Raw genomic sequence first — 23,305 nt, 5'->3', positions numbered from 1 at the left:
CGAAATGAACGAAGCGGGCAGACTGGACGACTACATCACGGCCGCCCTGGGCAACGGCTTTCAAGCGTGGCCAGGGGGATGGCCGGGTGAGATCGAAGCCGCCTTGGTCGACGCGGTCTTCTCGATCCGCGCCCGGTACGGTGGACCAGAGAGCGGTGTGCGTGGAGTCGTCAAGAGGTGGCGCGAGCGAGACGGACGCACCGGAAAGATCGACGACCTGGAGGCACTCGCCGCCGCTGATCCAGTGGAGTTCGTGAGAACGGTCAACAACTCCGCGCAGGCGAGCGGGCGCCTCAAGGGCGAGATCGTCGTCGACGCGGCGAACGCACTCACTGCCGTTGGACTCCGTCACGCGAGCGACTTCACCAATTCGATAGAGCAGAAGAACGCTTACCTATCAGTTAAGGGCTGCGGATCGGTGACGTGGTCATACTTCGGCATGTTGCTCGGTGAGGCTGATGTCAAGGCAGACACGTGGATTGTCCGCTTCGTGGAGAAAGCGCTGGCGCCACCCGCGCGGACTGAGGAAGCCCGTGAACTTCTAGCCACAGTCGCGACGATGCGTGATGTCAGCGCCACCGCGCTGGATCACGCCGTGTGGGAGTACGCGCGCAAGAACCTCGGCTGATGCCCGTCCGAGGACAATCCGAAGAGCGACGCGTCCACCTCGTCGGCGTGGCGCCGTGGCAGCAGGCCGTCGATTTCTACTACAACCCCGACGACGATCTGGACCTCGACGATCTCGGGTTCACGTTTCCCGCGCGCTGGGCCGCGGGAGATCTGTTTGTCATCGTGACGACGGACAGCCCGGCGTCGGCCGTCGTCGTGGTGGAGGAAACCCACCACGACTCCACGGGTCCGGACTCGTACGACCAGTATCTGGGACCGTTCGACGGACTCTCGGTGAGAGCTGTCGAACGCCGGCTCGGCACTCCCCTACCGAGCGCCCCGGCAACCCTCGACACGGCGTCGAGCGAACGGTTGATCGCGGCGATCTCGGCCGAGGAGAAGTCTCCGACGCCGTGGCGTGAGTTGGACGAGCGGGGATGCGTTGCTCACTCTGAACCTGTCGAACCGTACTCGCGGTGCGCATGCTGCGGGAAGTGGGCAGACGAGGAGCCGGTCCTCGTACATCACCTGCTCGTCGATATCCAGGAGTTGGAGTTCTTCGGTTACGGCCCGATCGTCGTGTGCCTCACCTGCCACGACCTGCTTCATCGTCCACTCGCGCCGAGCTCCGACGACCTCATGTTCGGTTTCCGCCCGTTGTGCCCACGCTGTTCGGCGATACGCACCTGCCAGGTGGACCGGGGATTCCCTGCGGGACCACCGGGACCGGGAACCCTCCTCGCCGGTTGCGTCATATCTGACCCAGTGACCTTCGAGTATCGCTGCGACTCATGCGAGTACGAGTGGACCGATGACGACGATGGTTACCAGCCGTTGCCTGCAGAATTCGACGACGATGTGGTGGTTCGAGCCCGCATCGCGCCGATCCCCGAGGGGGTCTACCGCCCGTACTCACGCACAGGCGAGCCCGGTCGGGTCGTCATCGGGCGGTATGCGCGGCGAGGGCCGGGACCCCACGCCGCCGCCTGGGGCGACGCGATCCACCACGAGCTCGTCGGGCAGGACGGGCGTATCTACCTGGTCGACCCGCCGACGGTGAGGTCTGCGGAGCCCCATACGTGGGAGACCCAGCAGCCGTCTGACGACAGGTAGGTTCTCAGCGTCCTGCCAGGCGCAGACCTCGTTCGACGACGGTCGCCTGCCCGGGCCGACAGAACACCAGCTCCAGCCGAGACACTTTCTCCCCAGTCGCATTTCGCAACAGATCGGCGTAGATCGCGAGTTGCGCCCAGTAGGCCTCGAGGGTGTCGGCGGAAACCCCGACGTCGGTCTTGTAGTCGACGATGACCAACGAACCGTCGTCGTCGCGGTACACCAGGTCCGCGATGCCCTCGACCACGGTGACACCGTCGGGCCCGGAACCGGCGAGCTGCATTTCCTTCCAGTGCTCGCGGACGGCAGCCCGCTGAACGGGTGCCGACTGCAACGCCGACCGGGCCAGCGCCACGAAATGATCCACGTCGACGACGCCGGCGAGTGCGGCCGCACGCCGGGCGATCTCGTCGAACTCATCGTCGACCGCGGTACCCAAGGCGACCTGTTCGAGAAGCGCGTGCAGGGCGGTACCCAGCGTCGCGCCGCTGTCGGGGCTCGCGGCGCCGACCGGGATCTGTTCGGCTACCGGCGCTGTCAGCCGTCCGGAATCCCGGTACCCCTGCAGCACAACTATTTCGGCGTCATCGACGCCATGGACGATCCGCGTCGCCGAGTAGGAGACGCGGAGCGTCGAGGCGGTCTCGATCGCGGCGGTCTCTGCCGACCAGTCGACCCAGGCCTGTCGTTCGTGCTGGGCGATCGCTTCGTCGTCGCGCCTGACCGGTTCGACGAGCTCCGGAACGTCGTTGGGCAATCCCTCCAGCGCGGGTGCGAGCGCGGCTCCCCAGGATGCGTTCTTCCCGACGTATCCGGAGACCGCGAGGTGACTCTCGGCGCGCGTGCAGGCGACGTACAACAGGCGCTTCTTCTCCGCCTCGGCATGCGCTTTCTCGATCTTTGCCGCTGCCGCATACCCTTTCGACGCCACGTTCTTCGACGCGCATGCCTGCAGCTTCTCGTCCTCGTCCCACAGCAGCGGTTCGGGCTGGGTGCGGAATCCGCCGCTCATACCGGCGACGACGACCATCGGGAACTGCAAACCCTTGGCGGCGTGGATGGTCATGATGCGCACGGCGTCGACACCGATCTCGGGGAGGACGGTCTCGGCCACACGCGCGTTCTCGTCGGCCTGGGTGGCGGCCCAGTCGATGTAGTCGCGCAGCGACCCACGATCTTCGGCGTACCAGGCGCGGGCCTGGTCGATGACGAAGCGGAGCCGTCGCCAGACGTCGCGGTGACGGGGGGAGTCCATAGACACCTCGAACACCCGACGGTCGGTGGCCAGGCGGCTCAGCAGTGCGCCCGGGTTCAGGTCCCCCAGTTCCGAAGACAGAGCCTCCAGGTATGCACATGCGGCCGCCACCGGCGACTCGGCCAACTCTGTGGTGGGCGCATCGGCGTAGATGCTCCATCGGCCGTCGGCGGCCTTCCAGCGGAGCAGGTCGTCGTCACCGCAGCCGAACAGCGGGGTACGCAGGGCGGCGACGAGTGCGGCCTCGTCGGCGGTGTTCGCCAGTGCGCGGCAGGTGACGAGAAGGTCGTGCACCTCTTGCGTCGAGTACACCAGACTCGCTGCCTCCGAACGGAACTCGATGCCCGCGGCGTCGAGGCTCTTCTCCAGGAACGGCAGTACCGCGCGCGACGGGATGAGGATGCAGATGTCCTTCCAGCGCAAAGGGACGTGCTGGTACGCATCCCCGTCGAATGTCTCCTTGCGCCAGCCGTTCTCGATGGCGGTGGCGATGATCCTCGCGACGTCGCGCGACTCGCGTGCGCGGAGGGCTTCGGCGGGCGAGAGTGCGTCCTCGTCGTGGACGGGTTCCTCGGTGTCGGGGAAGACGAACGGCTTCGGTCCCCAGGAGAGGTCCCAGCGGGGTCGGCCCGGGGCCGGGTCGAGCGGCGTGTACTCGGGCTGCACGTGATGCTCGGCGACGATGAGCCGGCCGAAGACGGCGTTGACCCAGTCGAGGACGGGTCGCGTGGACCGGAAGTTGGTGGTCAGCTGTACGACGTCGGCGGGCGGGGTGCCATCCCGCGCGGACATGTAGGCCGCGATGTCGGCGCGCCGGAAGCGGTAGATGGATTGTTTCGGGTCGCCGACGGTGAAGAGCCGGCCGGCTTCGTCTCGACCGGCGACGATGCGTTGTGCCAGTGTGAGTTGCAGCGGATCGGTGTCCTGGAACTCGTCGAGGAGGACGCGCTGGTAGCGCTGATGGGCGGCTGCGGCGACCTCCGGCTTTCCGAGTACGTCGCGGGCCAGGACGAGCAGGTCGTGGAACTCGAGCTGTCCGCTGCGCTGCCGCTCGCGCGCCTCGTCGAGGACGATCTCCGACAGGTGACGGACCACCACGCGCACCGCGCCGTCGACGTAGGTGCCGACCACGTCGGAGCAGATCTCCTCGCGCAGCGCCTTGGCGGCGGCTTTGATCTCTTTGCACTGCGTTACACCACCGCGCCACGCCGACCCCCGACCCACGTTGCCGAGTTTCGGGCACAGGTCCACCATCGGAACCCATCCGAAGGAATCACGTTCCGCGGCAACCAGTATCCGCCATTCGCGGAGTTCCTCGAGTTTGACCGCGAGTTTGTCCTCCGGATCGAGACAATCGTCGAGCTTGTCGATGATGGCGTCGGTCTCCCACAGGATGCGGTCGATGTCGGCGGGTGCGATGCCCTGGGGGTTGTCGTCGAGGGTGAGGCGATCCCAGTTGCGGTCCAGCGCATCGGCGAGTGTGCGCATCTGGTCGAGTGATGCGCCGGCGGCCATCACGATGCCCATGGCGTCGACCAGCATGGGTGGGGCGTCGTCGGTGAACAGTCGGGTGCGCATGCGGCGCCAGCGGCGTTCGAAGGACAGCTGGGAGCCCATGGCGTCGACAACCGCGATGCGCGGTGGCACACCGGCTTCGAGGGGATGCTCGCCGATGATGCGGGCCGCGAACGCGTGCAGCGTGCCGATGGCTGCGGTGTCGATCTGTTCGAGAGCGGCTCGCGCACGGTCGGTGACGTGTGTGGCGAGCTCGACACGCACGCGTTCACGGAGTTCGGCTGCGGCTTTCTCGGTGAAGGTGATGGCGGCGATGGCATCGAGTTCGATGCCATCGTGCAGCACCAGGTGACAGATGCGGCCGACCAGCGAATGGGTCTTGCCGCTGCCTGCGCCGGCTTCGACGAACAGGGTGGCGTCGGTGTCGGTGGTGATGCGATCGCGCGCGGCCTGGTCGGCGAGTTGTGCTGCGGTCATCTCAGCCTCCGTACTTCTGCACGTAGTCGGACAGTTCGTCGACGTGTTCCAGTGCGGCCCAGGCGCGTCGCAGCCCGGCACGTCCGAGGAGGTCGATGACGGGCAGGTCCCAGTGGGTGTCTTCGATCTTGGGCGGGAAGTAGCCGGCCCGGATCGACTTGTGCACGAGCGTCATGTCGTCGATGAGGGTGGCGACGACGTCGTCGGTGACGGGGTAGCCGACCGATGCGAACTTGCCTTTGCTGGTGATGAACCAGTAGCGGGCTTCGACGTCGGCGCCGAAGGTGCGGGCGAACAGTCCGTAGACGGGGAGCTGGAATTGCAGACCCGAGTTGGTGGGTGTGCTCTCGGCGAGGTCCTTGTATTTGTCGGCCTTGCCGGTCTTGTAGTCGGTGACGCGGATGCGGCCGCCATGGTGGCGATCGATGCGGTCGACCTGCCCGCGGAAGCGAATCCTGTTTTCACCCAATGCCAGTGAGACCTCGTGACTGCCTTGCGCGTCGAGACCGAAGTCCGCCTCGGCGTGAGTCGGCCGCCAGCCGTCGGCGGCGTCGGCGTGGTCGTGGGTGAACCATTCGTCCAGGTCGCGCATGATGGTGCCGCGGTCCTTGGCCCACAGCTGTTCGAGCCAGCCCGGACTGTTGGCCTGCGCCTCGTCGAGAACTTCTGCGGCGACAATCCGTAGGCGGGCGAGGTCGAGCTCTGCGCCGTCCATCGTCTCGCGGACATACCGCTCGAGGATGGTGTGGATCAGGGTCCCCCGCGTCAATGCGTCGATCTGGGCGATCTCATCGGGGTCGTCGAGGGCACGCAGGCGGAGGATGTGTTCGAGGAAGTACTGATAGGGGCTCTGTACCCACAGTTCGAGGCCGGTCGGCGACACCGGCTGATCGAAGGTGGTGATGAGTTCGCTGACCGACGACAGGTTGCCGTTGAACCGGGTGAAGCGGCCGTTGAGGCGGTCGCTGCGCATGTGCATGCCACGGTTGATGATCGGATCGTCGAGCGCGCCGCGACGACTGTCTGCTGGGACGGCGGCGAGTTCGCGGAGACGCCACTCGGTGGCGGAGGCGGCGGAGGCGCCGATGCGCTCGTCGGCGCGCTGGGCGGCGACGTCGAAGGAGTCGACTGCGACGATCTGCGGTGAATTCTCCGTCGCGCGTTGCCAGTTGACGACGTCGACGTCGCGGCCGGCGAGGTCGGCCAGCGCCGGCAGCAGCCAGCGGGACGGTACCTTCTCGGCGCCGCCGCGCAGGTTGCCGCGCGGGAAGGTGACGACCCGTTCGGCGCGCCCGGCACTCACGGCACCGGCGAAGGCGAGGCGTTGACGCTCCATGTGATCGCGGGCGGTGATGCCGATCAGTTCCGGCGGGAGAAGCGGGTCGTCGCGGCGGGGTGCTGGCACGATGCCTTCGGCGGCACCGATGACGACGCAGACGTCGAGGTCGCGGCCGACGCCGGATGAGATCGGTGCGACCGTCACGCCTGCACCCGACGTCCCGTGCATGCCTCGGTGCGCGTTCAGCCGGATCGAAACCGCGTCGAGCACCCGAGCCGCGGTGCGCTGCGGTGCGATGCCGTCCATCAGGGCGATCCCCGCGCAGTCGCCACGGATCGCGGCGAGGTCGGCGGCCGCGGTCTCGCGTTTCGGCGTGCGAAAGTAGGTGTCGAGCAGGGTGTTCAGATGTTCGGCGACGGTCGCCCAGTCCGGCGCGTCGACGAGAGCGCGAAGGTCGGCCTGCAGCCGACGCACGTACGAGTGGACGGCCGCGGCCCTGGCGTGGTGTTTCTCGTGCGCACCGACGCGGGTGAGGCGCTCCCAGTCGGCGCCGCCGACGATGGGTTCGTCGCTGCGCGTGAGGCGTTCGAGTTGGGGCTGCGTGATCGGCGTGTCGTCGAGTTCGGGGCGTCGGAGGGCGCCTTCGGCGAGGAGGGTGAACAGTTCCCGTCGGGGCATCGCGTCGTGGTCGAGTGCCAGAAGACCGAGTAGTGCGCGACCGGTGGGACGGTCGACGAGGGTGTGGCATTCGGGTCCGGTGAACGCGATGTGGCCGGCGGTCAGGTGCTCGTGGAGCAGCGGAAGGTAGGGGTCTTCGGTGCCGTAGAAGATGCCTATGCGGTGACCGGGAACCCCGCTGGCGAGGTGTTTGCGGACCAGCCGGACGACAGCGCGGATCTCGTCGTCGGCGTCGGAGGTGTGGATGACCTGGGTGGGTGAGACGTGGGTGTTCGCGTCGATGGTCTCGCCGCGGCGCTGGAGCTCACGGAGAAGGGCTTGCTCAGCGGGCGTGTGAGCGGCCGGGTGATAGACGATCACCGCCCCGAGCTCGTCGAGTCGTTCGGCGGCGGCCGAATACGCTTCGTGCTGAAGGTAATACGAGCCGGTCAAACGCGCTGTGGTGGTGCGATGGATGCGCAGCAGGTCGGCGACGAGTGGCGTCGGCGACTGCATCGCGGGCTCGGCGATACCGGTGAGTTCCCAGGCTGCGCTCGCGAGAGCCTGTGACGTGATGGGCTCGTCGGCAACTTCGGCGAAGACACCTGGTGCGTCGGCGAGAACTCGCTGGATCGCCGCCTCCAGGAGCGGATACGGCAACGGTTGGCGAGGCGCAAGCGCGGGGGCGGCGAGCTTGTCCGCCACCTGCGCAAGCGTGAGGACGCTGGTGTTGGCCACCCCCTGCGTCCGGGCCAGGTGGTGCAGGATGTCCCGGCCGGAGCCGTGGCTCGGCACGACGACGGTGACCTGGGTCAGCGGTGAGCCGGACTTGGCGATCGCGACGCCCACGTTCAGACTCTCGACATCGGCGGTCATAGGCCCGATGATGCCAATCCTGTCTGACAAACTCGGCCTGTTCGTCAAGACCAGCGGTTAGGAATGTCGTCTACCACGGTGTGCAATCCGGTCCACAAACTCGGACCACACACTATCGCCGATGATCGCAATTGACTCGGCCCCTGGCGTCGCAGCCCGGCGAATCCCCTCTGAGATATCGCGCGGTAGCACCTCGCCGTATGCAGTCGGAACTGCCCGCGCAGACGCCATGAGTTCGATGTCAAAGCGGAACGGATACTTCACAGCCGACTCAGTAACTTCGTCCGGCCAATAGGCACCCGACTCAAGCACCAGCGGGGATGTCACCTTGAATACATACACGTCGAGGAGAGCAGTCACCCATTCCTCCGGCTGGCAGCGGGGGCCTCGCTTGAGACCGGTGGCACATGCGCCGATCACCTGCCAGTCGAACCTCGAGTCCTTGTTCCAATCCACAGGCTGCCGCTTCAGGCCCCATCGTCCGTTCGCTATCCCGAACTGAAGATTTCGCTGAACATCGCTGGACTTACCCGAGTATGTCGTCAGCACCGATGCCAGCATCAGTTCGCCTCAACCAGCGAACGGAGGAACTCCTGTGTCTCGGCATCCGTTGAGTACATCCGCATTCCACGCATCCCACGGGTCAGCAGAACCTTGTAGGTGTTGCGGATCGCACGGTCAAAGGCGGTACGGTCGGCCTTCTTGACCTGCTTGTCGTGGCTGTATTCGGGTCGCGCAACCCAGTGGTCGGTACGCCACACCAGGTCGGGGCCGAAGATCACGGCGCCGTAGTCGTATTCGAACCCCTGCGCCGTGTACACGCAACCGATCTGTCCGAAGCCGGCCGGGTCAGTCGCCCAGAACTCGCGGCCGGGCGCCTCGCCGTGCTTGGTCGACTTCGGGTTGTTCCATGGACGCCGCCAGCCACCGATGCTGATGTCTTCGGCGAGGGGCTCCCCGTTTTCCGGAGTGCTCCAACTCCAGCAGTATCCGGCGGCTATGCGTGCCGAGTAGCCGTCTTCGAGCATCCGTTGCAGGCGCGTCTCGATGATCGACGGACCATCGTCAACCGAGACCTCAAAAGCCTCGTCACCTTCCCACGTGATGGGTCCGCCTGGTTTGAGTTCCAAGAGACGCTGTACCCAGTAGTCATAGGCCTGGCTTCCGCCGCAACGGAACTGGCCGTCGAGGGATACGACCTTGAACGTGCAGCCCATCCGTTCGGCCGCTCGACGAATCTCCTCAACGCTTCCGCGCTCGGTCGGCTTGACGATCTGGTCCTCGTCGAGCAGGAACACCGGAACACGAGCGGCATCGATGAGCTCCTCGACCTGAGGCCGGTCGGTGCGGTGAATGGCGCGGGTGAACCGGTTGGTCGAGGTCTCGCGGATGCGGTGAGCCTCGTCGCAGATCAGGACATCGAGGTCGTTGGGCTCGGAATTGATGAAGTTGTTGTAGTAGGTGAAGAGTTTTTGCACGCGCGGTGCGCGGGCGCCCGCCACCTTGCGGAGGGTTTTGGTGAACGCCGACGAGCCCGTCGCGTGTACAGCGCTCCTGCCCTGCCTGGCGAGTTCGCCGAGCAGACTGAGAGCGATGACCGACTTTCCAGAACCCGGTCCGCCCACCACTGCGATGACCTGCTTGGTGTTCTGTCGGGCCGCTTGCTGGACAGCGCGCATCACGAGCGAGTAGGCGACCTTTTGCTCGTCGAGCAGCACGAACTGCTCACGGCGCTGGACCTCGTCGGCCGCTAGTGCCATGAGTTGCTTGCTCGGTCGTACTGCCGACGACAGCAGCTGGTCGGCGGCGTCGGAGCCGGGTTTGTCGGCGATCCGGGACTTCAGGAAGTCGACGAGTTCGCCGCGACGCTGTCCGGTGAACATTCGCCCCGTTTGGGATTCCGGATATCCCCACAGCGTGCGAACCCCGTCGTCGCTGGCGTTGTGGAGGTACGCGACACCCGCGAGTTGATCGGAGCTGCCCGCCAGACTCGCGATGAAGTCCGCGATATGGGAGCAGTACCGCCTGACCTGTTCAACCGGGTGGAGACGCTCACGGTCTCCGTCGTACAGAACGACGTCTTCGGTGCCGTCCAGCAGCGTGGCGGAGGACCACTGCTTGAGTTCGACGACGACATAGGACGGCTCGCCCGTCTTCGGGTGCACGCCGCAGACGACGACATCGGCACGCTTACTGGTGAGGGGCAGCCGATATTCCAGGAGAAGCTCGGCCTGCTCCAGGCCGGCGTCCTCCAGGTCGCCGACGAGCACCGCGACACTGCGTTCCCAAGACCTCACCTCCGCCTTGGAAGCGTGGTAGCCGTACTCGAAAAAGTGTTGTTCGACCAATGTGGGGATCAGGGTGTTCGCGGTGATCTGGGCGCGTACGCCCGACACCGAGGCTCGAAACAGCGACAAAGCGGCTCCAGGAAGACACGAAGGACTTCCCGCTCGGGTTGGAGCCTTGTCGTGGAGACGCGTCTGTCGGGCCGTAGCGGATTACGTGTGCAGTGTAGAGCCTGTGCCAGACACCGTCCGCCGCACGGCGACTTCTTGCCTGAGTCCTACGCCCCGCCAAGCGAACGACGAACACTCCGCATCGGCGCGAGCAAGCCTGACGCCGAGTGTGTTGCGGCAGCGAGTTCCCTGGCCTGAGCGACGACATCCCGGTCCCACTCCGGGAGCAATCCATCGAACCGCTGGTCCAGGAGCCACGGTGCGTCGCTCGCCGCATACGCGGCGATCGCGTCGAGGAAAACCTCCATCCAGCGGACTCGGCGTAGTTCTGGCCACCCCTCACCCACCGAACCAACGAAATTGGCTGCGCCACAGTTGCTTCCGCGCCTCGACACCGGAAACGTCGACGAAGCTGCCCTGTTCGGACCGGTCTTCACTTTGCTGAAGGTACTCGTCGACCTCCATCGCCAGTCGGCTGAGCAGCACTGAAGACGGCGGGGTCGGGCGTCACGAGAAGAATGTCGAGTTCGAGTGTCTGCGCTTCGCTCTGGAGTGCGTCGAGCAGCGCCGCGAGGATCGCACCCCGACGGTCGCCGAGTCCGCCGCAACCGATCCCCAGGACAGGTAGCGCTACGCGTCGGAGGGCGCGGCCGACAGGCTCCGGCAGGTCCGATGCCTTGATGTCGCGCAACGTCTCTCGAAGCGTGTCGACGAGTTCGGCCCCTCCACCGGGACATCATCGGCGACGCTGATGAACCACACCGGGTCCCCGGTTGCGCTGCGACCGAAAGGCGGTCGGGGCCAATCTTCCGGACACGCCCGCTGGACATCTCCCGCAACCGCCTTCCAATGCGGTTCGACGACAAACGAGTGGTCCGTCGGGACGATCACGGCGTCGTAATCGAAGTTCTCGATCCTGCCGTGCAGGACGAACAGATGACCTCGGGCAGTGGAGTTCTCAGACACGAGACGACTCTAGAATGCCTCGGTGAGTCGCCCTTCCCGCGGGACCGTTTCCTTCCCGCTTGCCGGCTAGCACCCGCGGGAGGGAAATGGCACCGCGCGAAGGAAATGGTCCCGCGGGAACGAAAACGCCCCGCCGGCATTGCCGACGGGGCGATTCAGCTGAGACTCAGGCGATCAGCGAAGCAGCGCGCGGCTCATGACGACGCGCTGGATCTGGTTGGTGCCCTCGTAGATCTGGGTGATCTTGGCGTCGCGCATCATGCGCTCGACCGGGAAGTCGCGGGTGTAGCCCGCGCCACCGAAGAGCTGGACGGCGTCGGTGGTGACCTCCATGGCGACGTCGGAGGCGAAGCACTTGGCAGCGGCCGAGATGAAGCCGAGGTTCTTCTCGCCCCGCTCGGCGCGCGCGGCCGAGGTGTAGACCATCAGGCGTGCGGCCTCGATCTTCATCGCCATGTCGGCGAGCATGAACTCCACACCCTGGAAGGTGCTGATCGACTTGCCGAACTGCTTGCGGTCCTTGGTGTAGGCGATGGCCTGGTCCAGGGCGCCCTGCGCGATACCGACGGCCTGTGCGCCGATGGTCGGGCGGGTGTGGTCGAGGGTCTGCAGTGCGGTCTTGAAGCCGGTGCCCTCGTCGCCGATGATGCGGTCGAGCGGGATGGTGCAGTCCTCGAAGTACAGCTCGGCGGTGGGCGAACCCTTGATGCCGAGCTTCTTCTCCAGCGGGCCGACGGTGAAGCCGGGGTCGTCCTTGTGGACCATGAACGCGGAGATGCCGTTGGCCTTCTTCTCCGGGTCGGTCACGGCCATCACGGTGTACCAGGTCGACTTGCCGCCGTTGGTGATCCAGCACTTGGAGCCGTTGAGAACCCAGTTGTTGCCGTCCTTGCGGGCACGGGTCTTCATGCCGGCGGCGTCGGAACCGGCCTCGCGCTCGGAGAGCGCGTAGGAGGCCATGGCCTCACCGGAGGCGATGCCCGGGAGCACCTGCTGCTTGAGCTCGTCCGAACCCTGGAGGATCAGGCCCATGGTGCCGAGCTTGTTGACGGCGGGGATCAGCGACGACGAGGCGCACACGCGGGCGACCTCTTCGATGACGATGCAGGCCGCGATCGAGTCGCCGCCTTGGCCGCCGAACTGCTCGGGGACGTGGATGGCGTTGAAGCCCGAGGCGTTCAGCGCGTCGAGGGCCTCCTGCGGGAAGCGCGAGTTCTCGTCGACGTCAGCCGCGTGCGGCTCGATCTCCTTCTCGGAGAGCGCTCGGATCGCCTCACGCAGAGCGACGTGCTCCTCCGGAAGCTGGAAGACGTCGAAGTCGGGATTTCCGAAACCCATGACAACTCCTCACGGCACGGGGTGCCAAATTGGTGGTTATTGACCAGTGCATCACGGCACTCAGTGCCATGTCAACGCACCGCGGCACCGCAGGAATGCGACCCACGTCACCGATTGTCCTCGCCGGTTCCGTTGTTGTCCCGAACCTGACCGACCCGGTCAGGCTTTCCGCAGCTCATCGGCTACGCGACGGGCCACCTCGTCGGGCGAGGTGCCCGCCGGATAGGTCACGACGGTGACTTGTTGCGGCAGGTCCTCGGCGTCGGTTCGGTCGACCTCGGCACCGAGTGCCACCGCCACCCGGGCGAGCTCACGACGTAGGCGTTCGAGCGTTGCGTCGGCGTCGCCGCGGATCATCTGCCGGAGCAGGTAGTTGTGCGTGCCGGTGATCGCCGCGACGTAGGCGACGATGCGGACCGGCGGCTCGTCGGGCAGGCGCCGGCGCAGGAACTCCTCGAAGGCGCCCTGGTAGCGGTAGGTGGTGACGAGCTCGCGATCACGCAGCGCGGGGACCTCCTGCACCACCTGGGCGCGCCGGACGGCCAGGTCGCGGTCCCGCCGGAAATGGCTGAACACGACCTCCGCGGCGGCGCACACCGCCGACCACGGATCACCCTCGAAGCCGGCCAGGGTGTCATCGACCTGCGCCAGCAGGGATTCGTGATCGGCGAAGATCACGTCCTCCTTGGACCCGAACTGCCGGAAGAACGTGCGACGCGACATCCCGGCGGCCGACGCGATCTGCTCGACCGTCGTCGACTCGTAGCCGTGCTCGCTGAACAGCCGGATCGACTCGGCGACGACGAGCATGCGGAAGCTCGTGCTGTCGACATCGGCAACTGACATGGGTCAAGTATCACCACATGAGCGTCCGCATGGGCGCACGACCCGATCAGTGGTCGGCGGTACCGAGGTCCTGCCGGCCGAAGGCGCCCGTCGCGCGCGGCGTCACCTCCACCTGCTCGTCGACCAACATCCCACGCCGGGGCCCGAGACGGGACCGCCTGGCCGCGAGGCCACCGGCGCTCCTGCGCTTCGGGTACGGATTCGGTTCCTGCCCTACGTCACTGGGCGCCGGGTCACTCGGCGCGGGCTTGTGCACGCAGCTCGCCTTTCAGGACCTTGCCGGTGGGGGTGCGCGGCAGTTCGTGCGCGAAGACGATGTCGCGCGGCACCTTGTAACCGGCGAGCAGGCGACGGCCGTGCTCGATGAGCTCCTCACCGGTCAGCGTCGCCCCGGGGTGCAGCAGGACGTAGGCGCGGGGCCGCTCGCCCCACTTCTCGTCCTCGACACCGATGACCGCGACGTCGACGACGGCGTCGTGGCTCACCAAGGCCTGCTCGACCTCGATGGTGGAGATGTTCTCGCCGCCGGAGATGATGATGTCCTTGGCGCGGTCGCGGAGCTGGATGTAGCCGTCGGGGTGCATGACGCCGAGGTCGCCGGTGTGAAACCAGCCGCCCGCGAACGCCTTTCGGGTCTCGTCCTCGTCACGGAAGTATCCGGCCATCACGTTGTTGCCGCGCAGCACGATCTCGCCCATGGTCTCGCCGTCGGCCGGGACGTCGACCAGCGGAACCTGATCGGCGACCACCACCCGGGCCGTCTCGGCCTGCACCATACCCACGCCCTGGCGGGAGAGCTTCGCCGCACGATCGCCGGGTTCCAGTGCGCTCCAAGCATCTTGGTACTCGCAGATGGTGTACGGGCCGTACACCTCGGTGAGGCCGTAGACGTGGACCACGGTCACGCCGATCGCCTCGAGGGAGCCGATCACGGTCGGCGACGGCGGCGCGCCGGCAGTGGTGATGTGCAGCGGCCGGTCCAGCCGATGTGCCCGCGGCGAGCCGACGATGGTGGTGCAGACCGTCGGCGCTCCGCACATGTGGGTGACACCGAGATCGTCGATGGCATCCCAGATCGCGTCCGCGCGCACGGCACGCAGACAGACGTGGGTGGCACCGGCGTGGGTCACCGCCCACGGCGTGCACCACCCGTTGCAGTGGAACATCGGCAGCGTCCACAGATACCGCGACGAACCGGTGAACTGGTTGTGGAAGGTCTCGCCGAAGGAGTTCAGGTACGCGCCACGGTGGGTGTACATGACGCCCTTGGGCTTTCCGGTGGTTCCCGAGGTGTAGTTGATCGAGATGATCGCGTTCTCGTCGTCGACCGTCCACGGGATCGGCGTCGCATCGAGGTCGTCGGCGGAGGCCAGGTGGTCGTCGTAGGAGACGAGCCCGTCGATGCCGGCGTCGGAAACCGGACCGGGTGTCACCCCGAACTCGGGATCGGCGATCTCGACAACCGTCTCGACCTCCGGCACCTGCCCGATGATCGCGGCGACGGTGTCGCGGAACTCCGCGTCGAAATAGAGTGCCTTGGCCCCGGAGTGCTCGAGGATGTAGACCAGCTCGGGTCCGGCGAGTCGCGAGTTGAGGGCGACGAGGACGCCACCGGCGAGCGGCACCGCATAGTGCGCGATCAGCATCTCCGGGATGTTCGGGGCCAGGTAGGCGACGCGATCACCGGGCTTGATCTTGGCGGAGAGCACGCGGGCGAGCCGCTGAACATGGTCGGCGAACTCCGCGTAGGTGTGCCGACGCTGCCCGTAGATGATGGCCGCGCGGTCGGGGAAGACCGCCGCCGAACGCTCCAGGAATCGCAGGGGGCTCAGCTCGGAGCGGTTCGCGCCGCCCCAATCCGTGGTCGAGGGGCCCGGGCCTGCAGACACATCGGGGGACGGGGCTGCGCCAGTCCCGGACACATCGGGGGTGGAGACCGACATCATTCCTCCGTTTTCTCGCGACCGTGTGAGAAGGGCCGTGGGGTTTGTGACGGCCCATACGTGCGACGGCGATCTAGGGTACTGATCACATGGAAGTGCCTGCACCCTCCGAAGTGGGGGTTCGACGCCGACACCGTGACCGGATTGGTGCACTCCCCGAGCCCGTAGCGGGCACCACAAAAGGTGGGACGGAGGCCTGCGCACTACGTACGGTGGTTCCATGGCAACTCCCACCGAGAGTCCCACCCCGTCGAGTCCCACCTCATCTGGGCGCACCCCGATCGCCAAGGAACCGACCGTCGACGATCCGGTCACCCCGGCCGGTGTCTCCGCCGACGACGACCTGTCCGCCGACGAGCGCGCGCTACTCGTCGACAACCTCCGGTTCGTCCTCGACGGCCGGTGGCGGGCCACGAGGGAAACCGTCCGCGAGAACTCCAACCGCGCCGACCTGCTCCCCGATCCCTCCTGCACGCTGGAGGAGGCACGCGCCCACACCCTCGAAGTGATGCGCGAGCTGGCGTCGCAGGGTTTCGCCGCCGCCGGATTCGCCGCCGATCACGGCGGCACCGGCGACATCGGCGCCTCGATCACCGCGATCGAGATGCTCGGCTACGCGGATCTGTCGCTGATGGTGAAGGCCGGCGTGCAGTGGGGTCTGTTCGGTGGTGCGGTCGAGAACCTCGGCACCAAGCGCCACCACGACAAGTACGTGCCGGGCATCATCGACCTGGACGTCCTGGGCTGCTTCGCGATGACCGAAACCGGGCACGGCTCCAACGTGCAGGCCATCGAGACCACCGCCACCTACGACCGCGACGCCCGCGAGTTCGTGATCCACTCCCCCACCCCGTCGTCGCGCAAGGACTACATCGGCGGGGCGGCCGAGCACGCCCGGTTCGCCGCGGTCTTCGCCCAGCTCATCACCGGCGGACCCGGCGAGGAGCCGGAGGGTCGAGGCGTGCACTGCTTCGTCGTACCGATCCGCGACGAGGACGGCAACGACCTACCCGGCGTCACCACCAGCGACTGCGGCTACAAGGGCGGTCTCGACGGCGTCGACAACGGTCGCATCATGTTCGACAACGTGCGCATACCGGCGGAGAACCTCCTCAACCGCTACGCCGACGTCGCCGAGGACGGCAGCTACAGCTCGCCGATCGAGAACATCAACCGTCGCTTCTTCACCATGCTCGGCACGCTGATCCGCGGACGCGTGAGCGTGGCCGCGACCGCGGGTGCCGCCGGTCGCAAAGCGCTGACACTCGCAACCCGGTACGGCCTGATCCGCAAGCAGTTCGAGGCGCCGGAGGCCACCGACGAGATCACCGTTCTGGACTACCTCGGCCACCAGCGAAAGTTGTTGCCGCTCATCGCCAAGTCCTACGCGATCGCCTTCGCCCAGAACGAGATCGTCGCCGAACTGCACGACGTCCAATCGGTGGCACCCGACGACTCCGACGCCGGACGCCAGCGCCAGCTGGAGGGACAGGCCGCGGGCCTCAAGGCCTACGCGACCTGGCATGCCTCGCATTCGATCAACGTCAGTCGTGAGGCCTGCGGCGGCGCGGGATACCTGGACGAGAACCAGCTCTCGATCATCCGCGGCGACATCGACGTGTTCACCACCTTCGAGGGCGACAACACGATCATGATGCAGCTCATCGCCAAGGAACTCCTCTCGTCGTATTCCGATGATGTGCAAGGTCTTTCGGCGGGCGGCTGGGTCCGCTTCATCGCCGGGATGGCGCGCGACGTGGTGGCCGAGAAGACCGCCGTCCGCCAGGTGGTGCAGACACTGCTCGACAGTTCCGACGAGGACACCGAGAAGTCGGCACTCACCGACCGGAGCACGCAGATCCGGCTGTTCCGCAACCGTGAGGACCACCTCGTCCGCACGTGTGCGCAGCGTCTGCGCCGAGCCCTCGACGACGACAACGACGCCTTCGACGTCTTCAACAACGCGCAGGACCACCTGCTGAAGGTCGGGCACGCCCACATCGAGCGCGTGGTGCTCGAGGCCTTCGTCGAGGCGATCGAGAACTGCGATTCCCGTTCCGCCGCAGAACTGTTGGGCAAGGTGTGCGACCTGTTCGTGTACTCCGCCCTCGAAGCCGACCTGTCGTGGTTCATGATGCACCGGCACATCTCGGTGGAGCGCGCGAAGGCGGTCCGGCGCGGCGTGAACGAGCTGTGCCAGGAACTGCGCCCGCACGCACGGTCGCTGGTCGACGCCTTCGGTGTCCCCGAGGAACTTCTCCGCGCACCGATGCTCGTGAACGGCTGACCCGACCGGTAATTCATCTGACACTGTGCCCGGCCTGTATCCCTCAGGCCGGGCGCAGTCTTGTGTGCGCTCGTGTTTGGAAAGAGCACAACTCGGGCACTACTGCCTCGACGCCGCTGTGAAACCACCCGCTGCGACGCGTCCAGGGATGTGGCCACGTGCTGCATCGAGCACCTCTCGGACGGCGCGGACGCCGACAAGGGCGGCTGGGCCAGTGGTCCCACCCCGACGGGAAGCACGAGTTCAAGTTCCTCGCCGATCCGCAACCGCTCGGCGACCGCCAATCCGGTCCGCCGCCGGATCCGAAGCTCTACGCGACCTACGATGGCGCCATGGGAGACCCGCCGCTTCATCTACGGAGGTGCCATGCCTGACCTGCCCGACCTCATCACCACGCCGTTCCGCTGGCTCGGCGCTCTGCGGCACGCCCGCGTGTTCCATCCGGACGGCCTGCTGTGCGGCGGCCGGGCGTCGGTGTCCGGCGACCACCCGCTGCCGTTCCGTTCCGGCCCGGTGACGGTCCGCCTGTCGAAGGGGATCGGCACCCCTGGCGGTCTGCCCGACATCGTCGGTGTGGCCGTGCGGTTCCCCGCCGTGGCCCCGACGAACGCCCCCGCCGACGCCCCGACCCCGACCGTCACCGGCGACACCGCGTCCGGTGCCTGGGATCTGCTGCTGGCCGGCCCCGCACCGCTGTCGGGTCGTCTACCGGTGCCGCTGCCGGCCACGCACTGGGCCCCCACCGCCGTCTCGAGCCTGACTCCCTATCGCTACGACGGCGAGCTCTACTGGATTCGTGCCCGCATCATCGAGCCGACCGGGCCGTCGGGTCTGAATGTCGAGGATCTCGCCGCCTGCCTGCGCACCAAGAAACCGGTCGTCATCATCCTCGAAGCCGGGTTCAAACGGTTCGTACCCCTGGCCCGGATCGAACTCGACCACGTCCTGACCGGGCTCGACATCGACTTCGATCCGATCCTGCATCGTCCCGACGGGGTCGAGTTCGCGCCGTCGTGGCTGGGCGACCTGCGCCGGCGCGCCTACCGCGACAGCCGCAAGGGCCGTCACTCGGTGGTGTCCTGATCCTTCTTCTCGGGTTCTTCCGGATCGGTCTTCCGGGATTCGTCGCTCTCGGTGGACTTGCTCTTCCTGGTGGAGGGCGGTAGTCCCATCCGTACGGCGGCGTGCGCCTGCGTGAGTTCACTGCGGAACACCTCGACGTCGCGGGCCCATGCCTGGGCCAGATTGCCGGAGGTGAGCCGCACCCCCACCCCCTTACGACGCCGCGGCACGCCGTGGAGTTCGCCGAGCGCCGGAGCGCTCTCCCAGTCTTCGGGTGTCGGGGAGTTGTTGGCCGGGTAGATCTTCTCGATGTCGGCGAGCGGCGTCGTCACCGCGCCCTGACGCAGCGTCGTCTCGGTGAGTTCGACGCTGACGTGGCGTCGTGCCGCGGTCACCTGGACGAGCGAAAAGCCGAACAGGATCACCAGGAAGATGATCAGGACCGGCCAGTGCACCTGCCCGGGCCCGGCGATCTCCATGATCAGGACGGCGAGGACGAGCACCGGCCCGATGAGGACCACCCACCTGCTGCCGCCGGGTTCGTAGAAGAGAACCTCGCCCGGGTCCACTTCCGGTTGGGGTGCAGCCGGTTCGGGTTCGACCGGATCGACCCCGTCGGCTGGGTCGGGGGTCTCGTCGGTCACGGCTTCTTCTTGCGCGGCGTGCGCTGCTTCTTGGGTTCGGGGGCCTTGCCGGTGTACCAGGTCTCCGAGTCCGGCCGGTAGGCCAGCAGCGAGCCGAACAGGCCGATGATGGCCGCCAGCAACGCCAGGGCGAACACCGGCGATCCGAGACCGACACTGAGGAACAGCAGCATCGCGACGACGACGAGTGTCAGGGCCGACAGCGACGACCGCCAGCGCGCGTCACCGGTGAAGGCCTTGCTGCCGAGCAGGATGTAGGCGACGCCGACGATCAGGACGAGGACGCCGAGCGTCGCCGAAGACATCGACCCGGAGTCGTCGATCGCGGACAGGATCACCACGAGGACACCGAGGACGGCCAGGAGCGCTCCCGACACCACCCAGCACCGGTAGGCCCAGACGACGAGTTTCGGACGCTGCGCCGGGTCGGGACTTGTCACTGCTTCTTCGGTCCTTCGCTGTCGGGGTCGGGGGTCTCGGGTTTGCGGAGGTCGGGTGTTCCACCGCGAGCCGCGTCGCCGGGTGAATTGTCACCATACGGTGTGCCCGCGGACTGCGTCCCCGGCTCTGACGCAGACCCGTACGGGTTCGGTGTCGGCTCGTGGGGTGACGGATACGGATTGCTGCCATACGGATTCTGGCCGTACGGATTCTGGCCATACGGGTTCTGTCCGTACGGGTACGGCGCCGCGGCGGGCGGCACGGGCCGCGGCTTGCGCTCCTCGGCCATACGCCGGCAGTACTTCTCGGAGTCACCACGCATCAACAGCACCGTCGCGCCGAGCGCGGCGACGCCGCTGATGACCAACGGCACCATCGCCCACGCCGGTTCGAGGTCGCCGAAGAGCGAGAAGACCAGGTTGACGACGATATAGACGCCCATCGCACCCAGCACGATGCGCGCCCAGTTGTAGCCCTTGCGCGTGAACCACACGGCCAGCGCGGTGATCGCGGTCAGGAAGACCGACATCGCGACGAGGACGCCGACGACGAAACCCGATGACGTCATGAACTGCAGCTGGTCCGCGGAGACACCCTGTTGCGGGTTGGCGCGGATCTGGTCGCGGACGAGGTCGACGAAGGTGCCGGTCTGGGCGAACAGCGCGACGATCTGTCCGACGACGACCACCACCCACAGTTCGACGGCGATCGAGATCGAATCCGGGATCGTCGGGCGCAGGTCTGCGTCGGGCTCTGACGAGGCGCGCATCGGGTCGAACGGTGCGGACATGGCACCAGCCTAATCGGAGGCGACCCCGGTCCCGTGCACGCGTCCCGGAGGCCGCCGCGGTCAGCTCAGGAGAGCCGGTTCGCGACCTCGGTGGCCCAGTAGGTCAGGATGACCGACGCGCCGGCACGACGGATCGAGGTCAGCGATTCCATGATCGCGGCGTCGCGGTCGATCCAGCCCCGCTCGGCGGCGGCCGTGATCATCGCGTACTCACCGCTGATCTGATATGCGGCGACGGGGACGTCGCTCATCTCGGCGACGTCGCGCACGATGTCGAGGTAGCTCATCGCGGGCTTGACCATCACCATGTCGGCGCCCTCCTCGAGGTCGAGGCGCACCTCCCGCAACGACTCGATCCGGTTGGCCGCGTCCTGCTGGTAGGTCCGCCGGTCCCCCTGCAACGAGGAGCCGACCGCCTCGCGGAACGGACCGTAGAAGGCCGACGCGTACTTGGCCGAGTAGGCCAGGATTCCGGTGTCGGTGAAGCCCTCGGCGTCGAGTGCCTCGCGGATGACGGCGACCTGGCCGTCCATCATCCCGCTCGGCCCCAGGAGCCGGGCACCGGCGCGGGCCTGTGCCAGCGACATCGACACGTAGCGGTCGAGGGTCACGTCGTTGTCGACGCGCCCGCGACCGTCGAGGACACCGCAGTGCCCGTGATCGGTGAACTCGTCGAGACAGGTGTCGGCCATGAGAACCGTCGAGTCACCGAGGTCGTCGGTCAGCGCGCGCAGGGCACGGTTGAGGATTCCGTCGTCCGCATCGGCACCCGAGCCCGTCGCATCCTTGTCCTCCGCACGCGGCACGCCGAACAGCATCAGCCCGCCGACACCGGCCTCGACGGCCTCGGCCGCGGCAGTGCGCAGCGAGGCAAGAGTGTGCTGGACGACGCCGGGCATCGACGAGATCGGCTTCGGCTCGTCGATGCCGTCGGCGACGAACATCGGCAACACGAGTTGCCGTGGTGCGAGGGTGGTCTCGGCGACCAGCCGACGCATCGCCGGTGTGGTGCGCAGCCGGCGGGGCCGGATCAGCGGTGCCATCGATGCACCCGGCTCACGAACGCGATCGACGGGACTTCTTGCGCGGCGGGGGCAGTGCGCCCTCGGCGCGGAGCCGGGCGGCGTGCTCGGCGAGCGCGTCGACCAGTTCGAGAACCGACGCGTTCTCCGGCTGCACGTCCACGCGCAGACCGAATTCCGTTGCGGTCTCGGCGGTCTTGGGACCGATGCACGCAACGATGGTGCGGGCGTGCGGCTTTCCGGCGATGCCGACGAGGTTGCGGACCGTCGAGCTCGAGGTGAAGCAGACCGCGTCGAAGCCGCCGGTCTTGATCATCTCGCGGGTCTCGGCGGGCGGCGGCGCGGCGCGCACCGTGCGGTACGCCGTCACGTCGTCGATCTCCCAGCCGCGGTCACGCAGTCCCTCGGAGAGGGTCTCGGTGGCGATGTCGGCCCGCGGCAGCAGGATTCGGTTCACCGGGTCGAAGACGTCGTCGTACGGCGGGAACTCGTCGAGCAGACCCAGCGAGCTCTGCTCACCCGACGGCACGAGTTCGGGGTTGATGCCGAACGACCGCACCTTGTCCGCGGTGGCCTCGCCGACACAGGCGATCTTGACGCCGGAGAAGGCGCGGGCGTCGAGACCGAACTCGGCGAACTTCTCCCACACGGCGCGGACCGAATTGGTGGAGGTGAACACCACCCACTGGTAGCGGCCGTCGACGAGTCCCTTGACCGCGCGCTCCATCTGCGCCGGACTGCGCGGGGGCTCGACGGCGATCGTGGGCACTTCCTTGGGGATCGCGCCGTGACTGACGAGGCGGTCGCTCATGTCGCCGGCCTGGTCCTTGGTACGCGGCACCAGCACGGTCCAGCCGTAGAGCGACCGCGACTCCCACCAGGAGAGCCTGCTGCGGGAACCCACGACCTTGCCGACGGTCACGACCAGCGGGCCGGTCAGGGCGTTGCCCTGCTCGTTCAGTGTCGCGAGAGTGGCCTCGATGGTGCGCTGTGCACACGTGGTGCCGTTGATGGTGATCGCCGCCGGGGTCTGCGGCGCCATCCCGTGCTCGGTCAGCGCGCTGGCCGTCTCGGCCAGGTGGCCGGACGTGGCGTGCAGGACCAGCGGGCCGGGCGCCGCGGCCAGGGCGGCCCAGTCGACCTCACCGCGCACGTCGGCCTCGGTGTGCGTCGAACCCAGCGGCATGCCGGCGTAACTCGGTACGACCGAGGCGGCGGGCAGGCCCGGCAGCACCTCGAAGGTGACCGAGTGACGCGCCACGGCGTTGACCTCGGCGAGCACCGAGTCGGTGGTGAGCGGATCACCGGCGACGACGCGGACCACGTCGTCCCCGTTGCGGGCGGCGGCCACGAGGGTCTTGGCGACCTCGGTCGGGTCACCGAGCGCCGGGCGCACCACCGACTCCTCGTCGGCCTTGTCCGCCTCCGCCGCGGATGCATCCGCGGCGGCCGCGGTGTCCGCCGCATCGGTGCCGTCGGCTTTGTCTTCCGCCGTCTTGTCGGCCTTCTTGGTCGACCGGCGGGTGTTCGGTGCGGGTTCTTCGCGGTGCGCGCTGCCGATCAGCGACACCACGGCGGCCGGGACATCGGGATCGATGTAGGCCGTGGTCGCGTTGATGATCACGGTGCGTGCCCGCACGGTGAGCAGGTCTGGGTCACCTGGACCCGACCCCACGAACAGGATCCGTCCGGGATTTGCCTTCTTCGTACGGCTCATGGGTTCGCACTC

The 23,305-nt window shown here is 67.2% G+C and carries 16 protein-coding genes and 1 pseudogene; 5 read left to right on the top strand and 12 right to left on the bottom strand.

The genetic code is table 11. The features are described from left to right. Nucleotides 1–4: 4 nt before the first annotated feature. Both GKZ92_RS04535 and GKZ92_RS04530 read left to right on the top strand, forming a co-directional pair. The gene (locus GKZ92_RS04535; protein WP_075862728.1) at nt 5–628 is read left to right on the top strand and encodes a hypothetical protein; all 624 of its coding nucleotides are present in this window, start codon (nt 5–7) and stop codon (nt 626–628) included. After that, nucleotides 628–1,722, top strand: a complete 1,095-nt coding sequence (locus tag GKZ92_RS04530; protein WP_075862729.1) for a hypothetical protein — start codon at nt 628–630, stop codon at nt 1,720–1,722. Before GKZ92_RS04535 ends, GKZ92_RS04530 begins: the two co-directional genes overlap by 1 nt. 4 nt (nt 1,723–1,726) lie before the next feature. Here the strand turns inward: GKZ92_RS04530 and GKZ92_RS04525 are convergent, their stop codons facing one another. The 7 genes from GKZ92_RS04525 to GKZ92_RS04490 all read right to left on the bottom strand — a co-directional run bounded on the left by GKZ92_RS04525 (nt 1,727) and on the right by GKZ92_RS04490 (nt 15,330). After that, nucleotides 1,727–4,969 (bottom strand): UvrD-helicase domain-containing protein, encoded by a 3,243-nt coding sequence (locus GKZ92_RS04525; RefSeq protein WP_155225029.1) that lies wholly within the window; start codon nt 4,967–4,969, stop codon nt 1,727–1,729. Nucleotide 4,970: 1 nt separating this feature from the next. Beyond that, the gene (locus GKZ92_RS04520; protein WP_155225028.1) at nt 4,971–7,781 is read right to left on the bottom strand and encodes a PD-(D/E)XK nuclease family protein; all 2,811 of its coding nucleotides are present in this window, start codon (nt 7,779–7,781) and stop codon (nt 4,971–4,973) included. 57 nt (nt 7,782–7,838) lie between these two features. Then, nucleotides 7,839–8,342, bottom strand: coding sequence for a hypothetical protein (locus GKZ92_RS04515; protein WP_075862732.1), 504 nt, complete (start codon nt 8,340–8,342; stop codon nt 7,839–7,841). Then, nucleotides 8,342–10,177 carry a DUF2075 domain-containing protein gene (locus GKZ92_RS04510; RefSeq protein ID WP_075862733.1) on the bottom strand — a complete coding sequence of 612 codons (1,836 nt, stop codon included), beginning with the start codon at nt 10,175–10,177 and terminating at the stop codon, nt 8,342–8,344. Before GKZ92_RS04510 ends, GKZ92_RS04515 begins: the two co-directional genes overlap by 1 nt. Nucleotides 10,178–11,377: 1,200 nt before the next feature. Continuing rightward, nucleotides 11,378–12,541 carry an acyl-CoA dehydrogenase gene (locus tag GKZ92_RS04505; protein ID WP_075862736.1) on the bottom strand — a complete coding sequence of 388 codons (1,164 nt, stop codon included), beginning with the start codon at nt 12,539–12,541 and terminating at the stop codon, nt 11,378–11,380. A 159-nt stretch (nt 12,542–12,700) separates the two neighbouring features. Then, entirely contained in the window at nt 12,701–13,387 is a 687-nt protein-coding gene (locus GKZ92_RS04500) for a TetR family transcriptional regulator (RefSeq protein WP_155225027.1), read from the bottom strand. Between the two features lie 233 nt (nt 13,388–13,620). After that, nucleotides 13,621–15,330: an AMP-binding protein gene (locus GKZ92_RS04490; protein WP_230461944.1), complete on the bottom strand. Its 1,710-nt coding sequence runs from the start codon at nt 15,328–15,330 to the stop codon at nt 13,621–13,623. A 220-nt stretch (nt 15,331–15,550) separates the two neighbouring features. On the opposite strand from GKZ92_RS04490, the gene GKZ92_RS04485 reads away from it, so the two are divergent. The 3 genes and pseudogenes from GKZ92_RS04485 (at nt 15,551) to GKZ92_RS04475 (ending at nt 18,700) form a co-directional block, all read left to right on the top strand. After that, nucleotides 15,551–17,617: an acyl-CoA dehydrogenase family protein gene (locus GKZ92_RS04485; protein ID WP_006358547.1), complete on the top strand. Its 2,067-nt coding sequence runs from the start codon at nt 15,551–15,553 to the stop codon at nt 17,615–17,617. Nucleotides 17,618–17,788: 171 nt separating this feature from the next. Continuing rightward, a pseudogene (locus GKZ92_RS23930) lies at nt 17,789–17,961 on the top strand (manganese catalase family protein); the annotation flags it as partial. 22 nt (nt 17,962–17,983) lie between these two features. Further along, nucleotides 17,984–18,700: a hypothetical protein gene (locus GKZ92_RS04475; protein WP_006358546.1), complete on the top strand. Its 717-nt coding sequence runs from the start codon at nt 17,984–17,986 to the stop codon at nt 18,698–18,700. On the opposite strand, the gene GKZ92_RS04470 is transcribed toward GKZ92_RS04475, so the two are convergent. From GKZ92_RS04470 to GKZ92_RS04450, 5 genes are all read right to left on the bottom strand, one after another. Continuing rightward, nucleotides 18,682–19,323, bottom strand: a complete 642-nt coding sequence (locus tag GKZ92_RS04470; protein WP_006358545.1) for a hypothetical protein — start codon at nt 19,321–19,323, stop codon at nt 18,682–18,684. The genes GKZ92_RS04475 and GKZ92_RS04470 overlap by 19 nt on opposite strands. Next, the gene (locus tag GKZ92_RS04465) at nt 19,320–19,763 is read right to left on the bottom strand and encodes a hypothetical protein (RefSeq protein ID WP_006358544.1); all 444 of its coding nucleotides are present in this window, start codon (nt 19,761–19,763) and stop codon (nt 19,320–19,322) included. Before GKZ92_RS04465 ends, GKZ92_RS04470 begins: the two co-directional genes overlap by 4 nt. After that, nucleotides 19,760–20,554 (bottom strand): hypothetical protein, encoded by a 795-nt coding sequence (locus GKZ92_RS04460; RefSeq protein WP_155225025.1) that lies wholly within the window; start codon nt 20,552–20,554, stop codon nt 19,760–19,762. The genes GKZ92_RS04465 and GKZ92_RS04460 overlap by 4 nt, the downstream gene beginning before the upstream one ends. Before the next feature lie 65 nt (nt 20,555–20,619). Next, the gene (hemB, locus tag GKZ92_RS04455; RefSeq protein WP_006358542.1) at nt 20,620–21,597 is read right to left on the bottom strand and encodes a porphobilinogen synthase; all 978 of its coding nucleotides are present in this window, start codon (nt 21,595–21,597) and stop codon (nt 20,620–20,622) included. Between the two features lie 13 nt (nt 21,598–21,610). Then, entirely contained in the window at nt 21,611–23,293 is a 1,683-nt protein-coding gene (locus GKZ92_RS04450; RefSeq protein WP_006358541.1) for a uroporphyrinogen-III synthase, read from the bottom strand. Nucleotides 23,294–23,305: the final 12 nt, after the last annotated feature.

Source organism: Gordonia sp. 135 (genome assembly GCF_009720185.1).
GTDB classification, from domain to species: Bacteria; Actinomycetota; Actinomycetes; order Mycobacteriales; family Mycobacteriaceae; genus Gordonia; species Gordonia alkanivorans.
The sequence above is the reverse complement of the archived record's forward strand: the minus strand, read 5'-3'. Positions and strand labels throughout refer to the sequence as shown.